At 68.3% G+C, this 12,673-nt stretch carries 12 protein-coding genes; all 12 read left to right on the top strand.

Translation table 11 applies throughout. From position 1 onward, the window contains the following. The first annotated feature begins 29 nt into the window (after positions 1–29). Genes ACO0LV_RS02870 through nuoK form a run of 12 tightly spaced genes read left to right on the top strand, consistent with a single transcriptional unit; the run spans position 30 to position 12,668 of the window. On the top strand, positions 30–1,340 hold the full coding sequence (locus ACO0LV_RS02870; RefSeq protein WP_424786360.1) for a geranylgeranyl reductase family protein: 1,311 nt from the start codon (positions 30–32) through the stop codon (positions 1,338–1,340). Between the two features lie 13 nt (positions 1,341–1,353). Beyond that, positions 1,354–1,716, top strand: a complete 363-nt coding sequence (locus ACO0LV_RS02865; protein ID WP_424786359.1) for an NADH-quinone oxidoreductase subunit A — start codon at positions 1,354–1,356, stop codon at positions 1,714–1,716. 12 nt (positions 1,717–1,728) lie between these two features. Continuing rightward, positions 1,729–2,286: an NADH-quinone oxidoreductase subunit B gene (locus ACO0LV_RS02860; protein ID WP_424786358.1), complete on the top strand. Its 558-nt coding sequence runs from the start codon at positions 1,729–1,731 to the stop codon at positions 2,284–2,286. Continuing rightward, complete coding sequence (locus ACO0LV_RS02855; RefSeq protein ID WP_424786357.1) at positions 2,283–3,107, top strand: NADH-quinone oxidoreductase subunit C; 825 nt, start codon at positions 2,283–2,285, stop codon at positions 3,105–3,107. Before ACO0LV_RS02860 ends, ACO0LV_RS02855 begins: the two co-directional genes overlap by 4 nt. Beyond that, the gene (locus ACO0LV_RS02850; RefSeq protein WP_424786356.1) at positions 3,107–4,453 is read left to right on the top strand and encodes an NADH-quinone oxidoreductase subunit D; all 1,347 of its coding nucleotides are present in this window, start codon (positions 3,107–3,109) and stop codon (positions 4,451–4,453) included. The genes ACO0LV_RS02855 and ACO0LV_RS02850 overlap by 1 nt, the downstream gene beginning before the upstream one ends. Beyond that, positions 4,453–5,355 carry an NADH-quinone oxidoreductase subunit NuoE gene (nuoE, locus tag ACO0LV_RS02845; RefSeq protein ID WP_424786355.1) on the top strand — a complete coding sequence of 301 codons (903 nt, stop codon included), beginning with the start codon at positions 4,453–4,455 and terminating at the stop codon, positions 5,353–5,355. The genes ACO0LV_RS02850 and nuoE overlap by 1 nt, the downstream gene beginning before the upstream one ends. Next, on the top strand, positions 5,352–6,659 hold the full coding sequence (gene nuoF / locus ACO0LV_RS02840) for an NADH-quinone oxidoreductase subunit NuoF (protein ID WP_424786354.1): 1,308 nt from the start codon (positions 5,352–5,354) through the stop codon (positions 6,657–6,659). The genes nuoE and nuoF overlap by 4 nt, the downstream gene beginning before the upstream one ends. After that, a complete protein-coding gene (locus tag ACO0LV_RS02835) occupies positions 6,656–9,328 on the top strand; it encodes an NADH-quinone oxidoreductase subunit G (RefSeq protein ID WP_424786353.1) in 2,673 nt (890 codons plus the stop codon). Before nuoF ends, ACO0LV_RS02835 begins: the two co-directional genes overlap by 4 nt. Then, on the top strand, positions 9,325–10,788 hold the full coding sequence (nuoH, locus tag ACO0LV_RS02830; RefSeq protein ID WP_424786352.1) for an NADH-quinone oxidoreductase subunit NuoH: 1,464 nt from the start codon (positions 9,325–9,327) through the stop codon (positions 10,786–10,788). Before ACO0LV_RS02835 ends, nuoH begins: the two co-directional genes overlap by 4 nt. Further along, positions 10,781–11,563: an NADH-quinone oxidoreductase subunit NuoI gene (nuoI, locus tag ACO0LV_RS02825; RefSeq protein WP_424786351.1), complete on the top strand. Its 783-nt coding sequence runs from the start codon at positions 10,781–10,783 to the stop codon at positions 11,561–11,563. Before nuoH ends, nuoI begins: the two co-directional genes overlap by 8 nt. Further along, positions 11,560–12,372, top strand: coding sequence for an NADH-quinone oxidoreductase subunit J (locus ACO0LV_RS02820; RefSeq protein WP_424786350.1), 813 nt, complete (start codon positions 11,560–11,562; stop codon positions 12,370–12,372). Before nuoI ends, ACO0LV_RS02820 begins: the two co-directional genes overlap by 4 nt. After that, positions 12,369–12,668: an NADH-quinone oxidoreductase subunit NuoK gene (gene nuoK, locus ACO0LV_RS02815; RefSeq protein WP_424786349.1), complete on the top strand. Its 300-nt coding sequence runs from the start codon at positions 12,369–12,371 to the stop codon at positions 12,666–12,668. Before ACO0LV_RS02820 ends, nuoK begins: the two co-directional genes overlap by 4 nt. Positions 12,669–12,673 lie beyond the last annotated feature (5 nt).

Raw genomic sequence — 12,673 nt, 5'->3', positions numbered from 1 at the left:
AGACCCTGAGAACGAGGAAGCCGAAAGCCGTGGCCACCGTGGCATACACCCCCGATGCGGACGCCATCGTTGTCGGTGCCGGACCAGCGGGATCTGCCACGGCGCACTACCTGGCCAGTGCGGGCCTGGAAGTACGGCTGCTGGAGAAGGCCACCTTCCCGCGGGACAAGATCTGCGGGGACGGTCTGACGCCGCGTGCGGTCAGCGAACTCGTGCGCATGGGCGTGCCCACCCCGGCCCAGGACGGCTGGATGCGTAACAAGGGCTTGCGGGTGCACGGAGGCGGGCACGTGGTGCACCTGCCCTGGCCCGAGATCCAGCGCTACCCCAACTTCGGCATGGCCAAAGCCCGCGGCTCCCTCGATATGACCCTGGCCCATCACGCCCGCGCCACCGGGGCCAAACTGATGGAGGGCATGAACGTCACCGGCCCGGTGCTGCACGAACGCACCGGCCGGATCATCGGGGTGCGCGTGCGCCAGGTGGACGCGAAGGGCAAGCGACTCCCGGAGGAGGCGGGGGCCGAACGAGTCCTGCACGCTCCCGTCGTCGTCGCAGCGGACGGGGTCTCCTCCCGCCTGGCCACCCAGATGGGTCTGGCCAAGCGTGACGACCGGCCCATGGGAGTGGCGGTGCGCACCTACTTCCGCACACCCCGTCACGACGACGAGTGGATGGAATCGCACCTGGAACTGTGGGAAGGGGAACCGAACGCCTCCCCGCTGCTGCCCGGGTACGGGTGGGTCTTCCCCCTTGGTGACGGCACCGCGAACGTGGGGCTCGGATCGGTCTCCTCCACCGGACGCGCGACCAAACTCGACTACCGCTCCCTGATGGCCACCTGGATGAAGAACGCGCCGGCCGAGTGGGAGTTCACCAAGGAGAACCAGATCGGGCCAGTGCGTGGTGCGGCGCTGCCGATGGCGTTCAACCGGGCGCCGATGTACTACCGCGGGATGCTCATCGTGGGTGATGCGGGCGGCATGGTCTCCCCGTTCAACGGGGAGGGCATCGCCTACGGGCTCCAGGCCGGCCGGATCGCGGCCGACGTGATCGCCCAGGCCCACGTGCGCACCAACGACCTCGCCCGCGAACGCACCCTGGCCAGTTACGCCAGCCGCATGCGAGAGGATCTGGGCGGGTACTTCACGCTGGGCCGGGCGTTCGTCAGCCTGATCGAGCGTCCCGAGATCATGCGCATCTGCACCAAGTACGGTCTGCCCAGGCCATTGTTGATGCAGTTCGTGCTGAAGTTGCTATCGGACAGTTACGACACCCGTGGCGGGGACGCCATGGATCGTGTCATCACCGCTCTGACCCGTATCGTCCGGGCTGCGTGAGAGAAGGTCGACTATGTACAGCCCCTTTATCCCGATCCTGATCATGGCGGGCCTGGCAGTGCTGCTGGGTTTGGGTGGTCTGCTCGCCAGCCGGGTCATCGGGCCGCAGCGTTACAACAAGATCAAGGTCGACGCCTACGAGTGCGGCATCCAGCCGACCGAGAACGCGCGCGGGACGGGCCGGTTCCCGGTGAAGTACTACCTGGTGGCGATGACCTTCATCATCTTCGACATCGAGGTGGTGTTCCTGTACCCGTGGGCCGTGGCGTTCAGTGAACTCGCGGTGTTCGGACTGATCGCGATGATCACGTTCGTGTTCCTCATCACGGTGCCCTTCATCTACGAGTGGCGCCGCGGCGGACTGGATTGGGACTGAGAGGCGATACACATGGGACTTGAAGAGAAACTTCCCGCCGGCTACGGCCTGGGCAAGGTGGAAGACCTCGTCGGGTGGGTGCGCTCCTCGTCGATGTGGCCGGTCACGATGGGACTGGCCTGTTGCGCGATCGAGATGATGGCCGCCGGTACGCCACGCTTCGACATCGCCCGGTGGGGCATGGAGGTGTTCCGCGCCTCCCCGCGCCAGGCGGACCTGATGATCGTCTCCGGCCGGGTCAGCCAGAAGATGGCGCCGGTGCTGCGTACGGTCTACGACCAGATGTCGGACCCCAAGTGGGTGATCTCCATGGGCGTGTGCGCCTCCTCGGGCGGGATGTTCAACAACTACGCGATCGTCCAGGGCGTGGACCACATCCTGCCGGTGGACATCTACCTGCCCGGCTGCCCCCCGCGCCCGGAGATGTTGATCAACTCGATCCTGGAACTGCACAACCAGGTGATCAAGGGGGCCCCGCTGGGCGCGCACCGCGCCGAGACCGTCCGCAAGGTGGAGGAGGCGGCGCTGAACGCGGTGCCCACCGAGGAGATGAAGGGGTTGTTGGCGTGAGCGACAGCACCGAGGCCGGCAAGCCGGACAGCGACAGCACCGAGGCCGGCACCCCGGACAGCGGCACCACCGGCGCCGGCACCGAGGCCACCCGGCACGTGGCGCACGAGGCCCAGGAGGCCGGTGCCCAGCAGGTGGTCCAGCCGGAGGGCCGGACCCCGCTCGATGTGATCAAGGTCCGCGAGGGACTGTTCGGTGTCACCGGCTCGGGGGACACCTCCGGTTTCGGGCGGCTGGTGCGCCCGGTGTTCATGCCGGGACCGACCGAACGGCCCTACGGGTCCTATTTCGATGAGATCGTGGACATCCTCACCGAGGTCCTGGCCGAGGCCGGAGTGGACTTCGACGACGCGATCGAGAAGGTCGTCGTCTTCCGCGCCGAGCTGACCCTGTACACCCGCCGCGAGTACCTGCATCTGGTCGCCAGGAGCCTGCGCGATGACCAGGACCTGAGGTTCGAGATCTGCCACGGCGTCTCCGGCGTGCACTACCCGGAGGACACCGGGCGGGAACTGCACGCGGTCTACCCGTTGTACTCCATCACCCACAACCGCACCATGCGCCTGGAGGTGGCGGTGGCCGACGCGGACCCGCACATCCCCTCGCTGACGGCGATCTACCCGGCCAACGATTGGCACGAGCGGGAGGCATGGGACCTGCTCGGCATCATCTTCGACGGACACCCGGGCCTGTCCCGGATCCAGATGCCCGACGACTGGCCCGGGCACCCGCAGCGCAAGGACTACCCGCTGGGCGGGATCGAAGTCGAGTACAAGGGCGCGACAATCCCGGCCCCGGACGAGCGGAGGGCGTACAACTGATGTCTGCGACAGCAACGGGAGCGGCCTCCGACTTCGCCGAGGACGCCCGCGAGTACTCCGCCTCCGGTGGCGACTGGGACGAGATCGTCGATGCGGCCCAGCGCGCCGGGGACGAGCGGATCGTGGTCAACATGGGCCCGCAGCACCCCTCCACACACGGCGTGCTGCGGCTCGTCCTGGAGATCGAGGGGGAGACGGTCACCGAGATCCGCGGTGGGATCGGATTCCTGCACACCGGGATCGAGAAGAACATGGAGTTCCGCACCTGGACCCAGGGCGTGACCTTCTGCACCCGGATGGACTACGTGGCCCCGTTCTTCCAGGAGGTGGGCTACTGCCTGGCGGTGGAGAAGCTCCTGGGTATCACCGACCAGGTCCCGGAGCGGGCGAGCCTGATCCGGGTCCTGCTGATGGAACTGAACCGGGTGGCTTCCCACCTGATCGCGATCGGCACCGGCGGTAACGAACTGGGCGCCACCACGATGATGACCGTCGGCTTCCGGGGCCGGGAGGAGATCCTGCGGATCTTCGAGGCGATCACCGGCCTGCGGATGAACCACGCCTACGTGCGTCCCGGCGGCGTGGTCCAGGACCTGCCCGGCGGACTGCCCGCCCTGGTGCGGGAGAAGATCCCCGAGATCCACCGCTCGATCGCCGAGCAGGAGAAACTGGTCCTGAAGAACCCGATCTTCATCGGCCGTTCCCAGGGCGTGGGTGTGCTGCCGCTGGCCGGCGCCGTCGCGCTGGGCACCACCGGGCCGCTGCTGCGCTCGGCCGGTGTGCCCTTCGACCTGCGCCGGGCCCAGCCCTACTGCGGATACGAGACCTACGACTTCGAGGTCCCCACCTCCACCGACGCCGACGCCTACTCCCGCACGGTGCTGCGGTTCGCCGAGATGCGCGAGTCGCTGAAGATCGTCCAGCAGGTCCTGGACCGTCTGGAGGCCCAGGACCGCCAGGGCAAGCACCCGGTGATGGTGGCGGACAAGAAGATCGCCTGGCCCGCCCAGCTCTCCGTCGGCAGTGACGGGCAGGGCAACTCCATGGATCACATTCGCCACATCATGGGCACCTCGATGGAGGCCCTGATCCACCACTTCAAACTGGTCACCGAGGGCTTCCGGGTCCCAGCCGGTCAGGTGTACAGCCAGATCGAGCACCCCAAGGGCACCCTGGGCGTGCATCTGGTCTCCGACGGCGGCACCCGGCCCTACCGGGCGCACTTCCGTGATCCCTCGTTCAACAACCTGCAGGCGCTGGGCATGATGTGCGAAGGCGGCAGCATCGCCGACGTCGTCATCGCGGTGGCCTCCATCGACCCCGTGATGGGAGGGGTGGACCGTTGATGACTCCGCACAAGGGTGAGTACCCCGCGGACGTGCGGGCGCGGCTGGACGCCGACGCACGCGAGATCGTCTCGCGCTATCCGCAGGCCCGCTCCGCGCTGCTCCCGCTGCTGCACCTGGTGCAGTCCGAGGACGGCTACATCAGCCCGGCCGGCATCCACTTCTGCGCCGAGGTGCTGGGCCTGGCCCAGTCGTCGGTCTCGGCCGTGGCCACGTTCTACTCCCAGTACAAGCGCCGTCCCAACGGCGACTACACCGTCGGGGTGTGCACCAACACGCTGTGCGCGGTGATGGGTGGGGACATCATCTTCGACCGGCTCTCGGAGCACCTGGACATCGGTCACGACGAGACCACCGAGGACGGCAAGATCACGCTGGAGCGCCTGGAGTGCAATGCCGCGTGCGACTTCGCCCCGGTGATGATGATCAACTGGGAGTTCTTCGACAACCAGACACCAGCCTCGGCGGTGGAGGTCGTCGACGCGATCCTGGCCGGTGAGGACGTACGCCCCACCCGCGGCTCCGACCGGGTGGCCACCTTCAAGGAGACCTCCCGGGTGCTGGCCGGTTTCGACGACGGTCGCGCCAACGAGGGCACTGCGGGCGGCCCGGCCACGATGGTCGGCCTGGAACTCGCCCGTAGCGAGGGTTGGCACGCCCCCGGTTACAGCGCCAGCGGAGGGACGAGGCGGCCGGAGACCGACGACGGCGAGCCCGACGTGGGCGAGGCCGGCTCCAGTGCGGATCGCCCCCCGGTGTCCGCAGGCGACGTCAGCGCCAGCGGTCCTGGCGACCCGGAACCCCGCGGTGCCGGTGCGGACCTGGACGACGGCGCGGTGGAACCGGCGGCCGACGGGCGGAGCCCGGAACGTGACCAGGCTCAGGAGGGAACAGAACAATGACCACTCTCGCCCCCGTCCTCTCCGACATCTGGGACGCCGAACGCCCCTGGACGATGAACTCCTACAACGAGAACGCTCATGGCTACGAGGCCTGGCGCACCGCGTTGAAGACCGATCCGGCCGACCTGATCAGCATGGTCAAGGACTCCGGCCTGCGTGGTCGCGGTGGTGCCGGATTCCCCACCGGTATGAAGTGGGGCTTCCTGCCCGAGCCCGATGGCGGCCCTCGCTACCTGGTGGTCAACGCCGACGAGTCCGAGCCGGGCACCTGCAAGGACATCCCGTTGATGATGGCCAACCCGCACTCCCTGATCGAGGGAGTGGCGATCACCTCCTTCGCCATCGGGTGCCATCACGCCTTCATCTACGTCCGTGGTGAGGTGGTCCACGTGTACCGCCGCCTGATGGCTGCCGTGGCCGAGGCTCGCGCGGCCGGGCTGCTCGGCACGAACATCCTGGGCACGGGCTTCGACTTGGAGGTCACCGTGCACGCCGGTGCCGGCGCCTACATCTGTGGTGAGGAGACCGCGCTGCTGGACTCCCTGGAAGGCCGTCGCGGTCAGCCCCGGCTGAAGCCCCCGTTCCCCGCCGTGGCCGGTCTGTACGCGCGTCCCACGGTGGTCAACAACGTGGAGTCGATCGCCTCGGTGCCCGGGATCGTGCGTAACGGTGGCGACTGGTTCGCCTCGATGGGAACCGAGCGCTCCAAGGGGCACGGCCTGTTCTCCCTGTCCGGTCACGTCACGAGACCCGGCCAGTACGAGGCGCCGCTGGGTATCACGCTGCGGGAACTGCTGGAGATGGCCGGCGGTATCCGGGACGGGCACAGGTTGAAGTTCTGGACCCCCGGGGGATCCTCCACGCCGATCCTCACCGATGAGCACCTCGACATCCCACTGGACTTCGAGGAGGTCGGTGGGGCCGGGTCGATGCTGGGTACCCGGGCGTTGATGATCTTCGACGAGACCACCTCGGTGGTCCGGGCGGTGTCGCGCTGGACCGACTTCTACGCCCACGAGTCGTGCGGCAAGTGCACCCCGTGCCGCGAGGGCACCTTCTGGATGAAGGCCATCCTGCACCGTCTCGAGGCCGGTCAGGGCACCGAGGCCGACGTGGACACCCTGCTCGATGTGGCCCACGAGATCGACGGCCGGTCCTTCTGCGCCCTGGGTGACGGTGCCGCGCAACCGATCAAGAGCGGGATCAAGTACTTCCGCGAGGAGTTCGAGCAGGGGGTGCACACCCCCGCCTGGGAGTTGTTCCCCTACGAAGCCAACGCTGTGTTCTCAGGAGTCACCCGATGACGGCAACCACGTCCAGTTCCGCCTCCGGCGACGTTGCTCCGGAGCCGGAGGTCACCTTCACCATCGACGGTGTCGAGGTCGGTGTGCCCAAGGGCACCCTGGTGATCCGCGCCGCTGAGCAGGTGGGGATCCAGATCCCCCGGTTCTGCGACCACCCGCTGCTCAAGCCTGCCGGCGCCTGCCGCCAGTGCCTGGTGGAGGTCTCGGCGCCGGACCGGGAGGGCAACCTGCGGCCGATGCCCAAGCCGCAGACCTCCTGCACCCTGGAGGCCACGCCCGGCATGGTGGTCTCCACCCAGCACTCCTCCCCGGTGGCGGACAAGGCCCAGCACGCCCAGATCGAGTTCCTGCTGGTCAACCACCCGCTGGACTGCCCGGTCTGTGACAAGGGCGGTGAGTGCCCGCTGCAGAACCAGGCGATGAGCAACGGAGCGCCGGAGTCGCGGTTCCTGGACATCAAGCGCACATTCCCCAAGCCGATCAAGATCTCCACCGAGATCCTGTTGGACCGGGACCGGTGCATCCTGTGCCAGCGGTGCACCCGGTTCCAGGACGAGATCGCCGGCGACCCCTTCATCGAACTGCAGGGCCGCGGCGGCGGTGCACCCGGGATGGAAGTGCACTCGCTGCACGGACAGCAGATCGGCACCTTCGACGAGGCCGTGCTCGGGTTCATCCCGCGCGGTGAGGATGAGGCACCGGACTACGCCGACGGCACCGATCTGGCCGGACCCGGCGGGGCCGCGGGCGTTCGCGGTGGAGCGGTGCGGTCGGTGGGCGCTGCGGCGACCGATGTCTCCGGCCGACCCTTCTCCTCCTACTTCTCCGGCAACACCATCCAGATCTGCCCGGTGGGTGCGCTGACCTCAGCCACCTACCGGTTCCGTTCGCGCCCATTCGACCTGGTCTCGAGCCCTTCGATCGGTGAGCACGACGCGTGTGGTTCGGCGATCCGGGTCGACCATCGGCGTGGCGTGGTGCTACGCCGTCTCGCCGGTGATGACCCGGTGGTGAACGAGGAGTGGATCACCGACAAGGACCGCTTCGCCTTCACCTGGCAGAACGCCCCGGACGTGCTCGAGGCACCGATGGTGCGCGATGAGGAGACCGGGGAACTGGTCGCCACCAGTTGGTCCGAGGCGCTGGCGGTAGCCGCCGAAGGGCTGCAGCGTGCCCGCAGCGCCGGGGGCGTGGGCGTACTGCCCGGCGGTCGGCTGACCCTCGAGGACGGCTACGCCTGGTCCAAGTTCGCCCGGGTGGTGCTGGGCACCAACGATGTGGACTTCCGCGCCCGCGTGCACAGCGACGAAGAGGTACAGTTCCTCGGCCACCACGTGGCGGGCTCGGAGATGGACGTGACCTTCTCCGACCTGGAGCGCGTACCCAGGGTGCTGCTGGTGGGTCTGGAGCCGGAGGACGAGGCCGGCACCATCTTCCTGCGCCTGCGCAAGGGAATGCTGGCCGGGAGGGTCCACGTGACCACTATCGCGCCGCTGGCCTCCCGCGGTACCACGAAGATGCGCGCCGACCTGATCTCCACCACTCCCGGTGGGGAGGCTCAGGTGCTCGACGCCCTGGCCGGTACCGTCGGCCTCGATGAGGCCGGTTCGGAGATCCCCGCCGATCTCGCCGAGGCCCTGGCCGAGCCGGGCGTGGTGGTCCTGGCGGGTGAACGACTCGCCGCGAGCCCCGGTGCACTGAGTGCGCTGCTGCGTTACTCCCGGGCGCGTCAGGCCCGGCTGGCCTGGGTGCCACGGCGTGCAGGTGACCGTGCGGCTGTCGAGGCGGGCCTCCTGCCCACACTGCTGCCGGGGGGGCGTCCGGTGACCGACGCCGAGGCCCGGGTCGACCTGGCCGCGCTGTGGGGGTCGGACTCCCTGCCCCAGACCCTCGGACGTGACCACACCCAGATCCTTGCCGCCGCCGGTTCCGGCGAACTGGGCGGCCTGCTGGTCGGGGGCGTGGACCTGTCCGACCTGCCCGATCCTGCCGGGTCGGAGCGAGCCATCCGGGACGCCGGTTTCGTCGTCCAGCTCGAGGTCCGGCACTCCCTGGTGACCCCCCACGCCGATGTGGTGCTGCCGGTGGCGCCGCCGACGCGCAAGTCCGGCACCTTCCTGACCTGGGAAGGCCGCCCGCGTCCGTTCGAGGAGGTCTTCACCTCTCACGACATCTCTGATGCCCGGGCGCTGGACCTGCTGGCCCGCCACTACGGTGTCGAACTCGGCACCGGATCGGTGACCGAGATCCACCATGAACTCGCCGAACTCGGAGGCTGGTCCGGAGCCCGGATCCCGGCTCCGGACACCGCGGCCGACACCACGCGGGTGCCGGGCGCCGGTAACGAGGTTGTCCTGGCCACCTGGCGGTTGATGCTCGACGCCGCTCGCGGTCAGGACGGCGAGCCGCACCTGGCCGGAACGGCCCACCGGCCGGTGGTGCGGATGTCGGCCCGGACCGCCGAGGCCGCAGGTGTGGCCGGAGCGGGCAAGGTGACGGTAGCCGGCCCGAAGGGGTCGATCACGCTGCCACTGGTCATCACACCGATGCCGGACCAGGTGCTGTGGTTGCCGCAGCATTCCCCGGGTTCCTCGGTACACCGGATGCTCGGCGTGACCGCCGGTCAGTCGGTCACCGTCAGTGCCGTTACTGCGGAGGTCAGGTCATGAGCCCCGTCCAACTCCTCGCCCAGTCCGCGCCGGCGGCCCCGGCGTCGGACTTCAGCAACGACTCGATCGGGCTGATGATCGGCAAGGCCGTGGCGATCCTGCTGTTCCTGCTGCTCTCGGTGCTCTTCGCGCTGTGGTTCGAGCGCCGCGTCATCGCCCGTATGCAGCAGCGCCTGGGCCCGAACGTGCGCGGGCCCTGGGGCCTGGTGCAGTCCATCCCGGACGCGCTGAAGCTGGTGCTGAAGGAGGACATCACCGTCAAGGGCGCAGACAAGGTGATCTACTTCATCGCGCCGCTGATCTCGGTGGTCACCGCGTTCCTGGTCTTCGCCGTGATCCCCTTCGGGCCCGAGGCGCGGATCCCGTTCACCGACATCGTCACCCCGCTCCAGTTGACCGACCTGCCGGTCGCGGTGCTGTACTTCTTGGGCGTGACGGCCCTGGGTGTGTACGGCATCGTGCTGGGCGGCTGGTCGTCCGGGTCGACCTACCCGCTGCTGGGCTCGGTGCGCTCCACCGCCCAGGTGATCTCGTACGAACTGAGCATGTCGCTGGCCCTGGTCAGCGTGCTGATCGTGTCCGGTTCGATGGCCACCTCCCAGATCGTGGCCGCGCAGGAGACCACCTGGTGGGCCTTCGCCCTGCTGCCCGCCTTCGTCGTGTACTTCATCTCGATGGTCGGCGAGGTCAACCGGCTACCGTTCGACCTGCCCGAGGCCGAGGGGGAACTGGTCGCCGGTTACCAGACCGAGTACTCCTCGATGAAGTTCGCCTGGTTCTACCTGGCCGAGTACATCAACATGCTGAACGTCTCGGCAATCATGGTCACCGTCTTCTTCGGGGGCTGGCGGGCGCCCTGGCCGCTCTCCCAGATCAACGACGGCATGTTCAACGAGGGCTGGTGGCCGGTCCTGACCTTCGTCATCAAACTGTGGATGGCGATGTTCGTGTTCGTGTGGCTGCGCGGGACACTGCTGCGCTTCCGGTACGACCAGTTCATGCACTTCGGCTGGAAGGTGCTGATCCCGGTCTCCCTCGTCTGGGTGATCGTGGTCGCCGTGTGGCAGGCCGTCCAGCAGTTCACCGTGGTGGGCACCTACGACCTGCGCACCTGGTTGTTCGCCGGAGCCGGCGTGCTGCTGGCGATCGCGCTGGTCCTGGCGCTGCTGCCGGAGAAGAAGAAGGACGAGGAGGACTCCTCCGGTCCCGAACTCACCGACGCCGCGCGGCGCAAGCAGGTAGCCACCACCGCTGAGGGCGAGACGGAGGGGGAGTACTTCGACGCGTTCGCCGGGGGCTTCCCGGTGCCGCCGCTGCCCGGGCAGAAACTCCCGCCGTCGCCACGCAAGATCAAGGTCGCCACGCCGGCCGGTGAGACCGACGGTGGCGCGCAAGCCTCCACCGCCGGCACGGACCCGGACGACCAAGCCCCCGACAGCAAGGAGAGCAACGATGGCTGAGCAGGGCAAGGACAAGGAAGTTGCACGGGATGAAGCGGCCGGACGCGGTCAGGACGTGGACCGCGCGGGCGGCAAACCGGCGGCGCAGCAGTTCGACGTCGACGCCGACCTGGACAAGAACGCCCTCCAGGAGCTGTTCGCCCCCGTGGCCGGCTTCGGGGTCAGCCTGTCGACCATCTTCCGTCCCACCGCTACCGAGCAGTACCCGTTCGAGAAGGTCGGCACCTTCCCGCGGTACCACGGCCGCCACCAGTTGAACCGGTACGCCGACGGACTGGAGAAGTGCATCGGGTGCGAACTGTGTGCCTGGGCCTGCCCGGCGGACGCGATCTACGTCGAGGCCGCCAACAACGCACCCGGCGCCCAGTACTCGCCCGGGGAACGGTACGGGCGGGTCTACCAGATCAACTACCTGCGCTGCATCTTCTGCGGCTACTGCATCGAGGCCTGCCCCACCCGGGCGCTGACCATGACGAACGAGTTCGAACTGGCCAGCACCAACCGGGCGGACATGATCTACGAACGTCAGGACCTGCTCGCACCGGTGGCCGACGGGATGCTCTCCGCGCCGCACCCGATGGCACCCGGCACCACCGACGTCGACTACTACCAGGAGAAGATCACCGGACCCACCACCGAACAGGTGGACTGGGTCCGGGAGCACCGGCCCGACGACCCGTCGCTGGAGGGCGCCGCCAAAGCCGCCGGCGCGGGGACCGGCGAACGGGACGAGGACCCCGCCGCCAGCCGCTCGAAGAAGGGATCCGGGCGATGAACCTGATCGCACAGACCGGGCTGGAGATCTCCACCGGTGAGGCTGTGCTGTTCTGGGTGCTGGGTCCGTTCTCGGTGCTGGCTGCCCTGAGCCTGGTGTTCAGCCGCCGCCCCGTGCGGATCGCGGTGGCGATGGCCGGGGTGCTGGTCAGCCTGGCCATCTTCTACATCATGAACGAGGCGTTCTTCCTGGGCGTGGCCCAGATCGTGGTCTACACCGGCGCCATCATGATGCTGTTCCTGTTCGTGATCATGCTCGTGGGTGTGGACGCCTCGGAATCGCGCAAGGAACCGCTGGTCGGTCAGCGCTGGATGGCCGGGGCGGTCGCGCTGGGCCTGCTCCTGCTGCTGGTGGCGATCGGCGCCCGGGTCGCGATTCCCGCCGGCGCCGGGTTGGCCGAGGCCAACGCCGAGACGAACGCGGTGGGCGTGGCCAAGTTGATCTTCGGACAGTACGTCTACGTCTTCGAGCTCACCGCGGCGCTGCTCATCACCGCCGCGGTCGGGGCGATCATCTACACCCACCGGCAGCGCGTGGAGCCCAAGGTCGGACAGGCCGAGCTCGCCGAGCGTCGCCTGGCCGCCTTCGCCGCGGGCACTGGTACGGTCGCACCGCGGCCGTCGCCGGGTGTCTACGCACGCCACAACTCTGCGGACATGCCGGCACTGGATGCCAGCGGTGAGCCGATCGAGGACTCGGTGACCACGGTGCTGCGCATCCGCGGCCAGAGCGCACAGGTCGACATCTCCGAGATGGATGAGATCGAGGCCACGGCGGAGACCACCAGCACCAGGGAGATTGACGGATGAGCCTGACCCATTACCTGGTCCTGGCCGGGATCCTGTTCGTCGTCGGCGGTGTGGCCGTGATGGTTCGCCGCAACGCCTTGGTGGCGTTCATGGGCGTGGAGTTGATGCTCAACGCCGGAAACCTGGTCCTGGTCACCTTCGCCCGGATGCACGGCAACCTGCACGGACAGGTGTTGGCATTCTTCGTCATGGTCGTAGCCGCCGCCGAGGTGGTCATCGGGTTGGCGATCATCGTGGCCATCTTCCGAACACGCGGGTCGGCGTCGATCGATGACGCCGCCCTGCTGAAGAACTAAGGGGT

The organism is Pseudactinotalea sp. Z1739 (genome assembly GCF_049725055.1).
Taxonomy (GTDB): Bacteria; Actinomycetota; Actinomycetes; order Actinomycetales; family Beutenbergiaceae; genus CALKWS01.
The sequence above is the reverse complement of the archived record's forward strand: the minus strand, read 5'-3'. Positions and strand labels throughout refer to the sequence as shown.

What these genes read in the sequence shown, in the direction of transcription:
- ACO0LV_RS02865 (WP_424786359.1), top strand. Translation starts at nt 1,354, where the DNA reads ATGTACAGCCCCTTTATCCCGATCCTGATCATGGCGGGCCTGGCAGTG.
- ACO0LV_RS02860 (WP_424786358.1), top strand. Translation starts at nt 1,729, where the DNA reads ATGGGACTTGAAGAGAAACTTCCCGCCGGCTACGGCCTGGGCAAGGTG.
- ACO0LV_RS02850 (WP_424786356.1), top strand. Translation starts at nt 3,107, where the DNA reads ATGTCTGCGACAGCAACGGGAGCGGCCTCCGACTTCGCCGAGGACGCC.
- nuoE (WP_424786355.1), top strand. Translation starts at nt 4,453, where the DNA reads ATGACTCCGCACAAGGGTGAGTACCCCGCGGACGTGCGGGCGCGGCTG.
- nuoF (WP_424786354.1), top strand. Translation starts at nt 5,352, where the DNA reads ATGACCACTCTCGCCCCCGTCCTCTCCGACATCTGGGACGCCGAACGC.
- ACO0LV_RS02835 (WP_424786353.1), top strand. Translation starts at nt 6,656, where the DNA reads ATGACGGCAACCACGTCCAGTTCCGCCTCCGGCGACGTTGCTCCGGAG.
- nuoH (WP_424786352.1), top strand. Translation starts at nt 9,325, where the DNA reads ATGAGCCCCGTCCAACTCCTCGCCCAGTCCGCGCCGGCGGCCCCGGCG.
- nuoI (WP_424786351.1), top strand. Translation starts at nt 10,781, where the DNA reads ATGGCTGAGCAGGGCAAGGACAAGGAAGTTGCACGGGATGAAGCGGCC.
- ACO0LV_RS02820 (WP_424786350.1), top strand. Translation starts at nt 11,560, where the DNA reads ATGAACCTGATCGCACAGACCGGGCTGGAGATCTCCACCGGTGAGGCT.
- nuoK (WP_424786349.1), top strand. Translation starts at nt 12,369, where the DNA reads ATGAGCCTGACCCATTACCTGGTCCTGGCCGGGATCCTGTTCGTCGTC.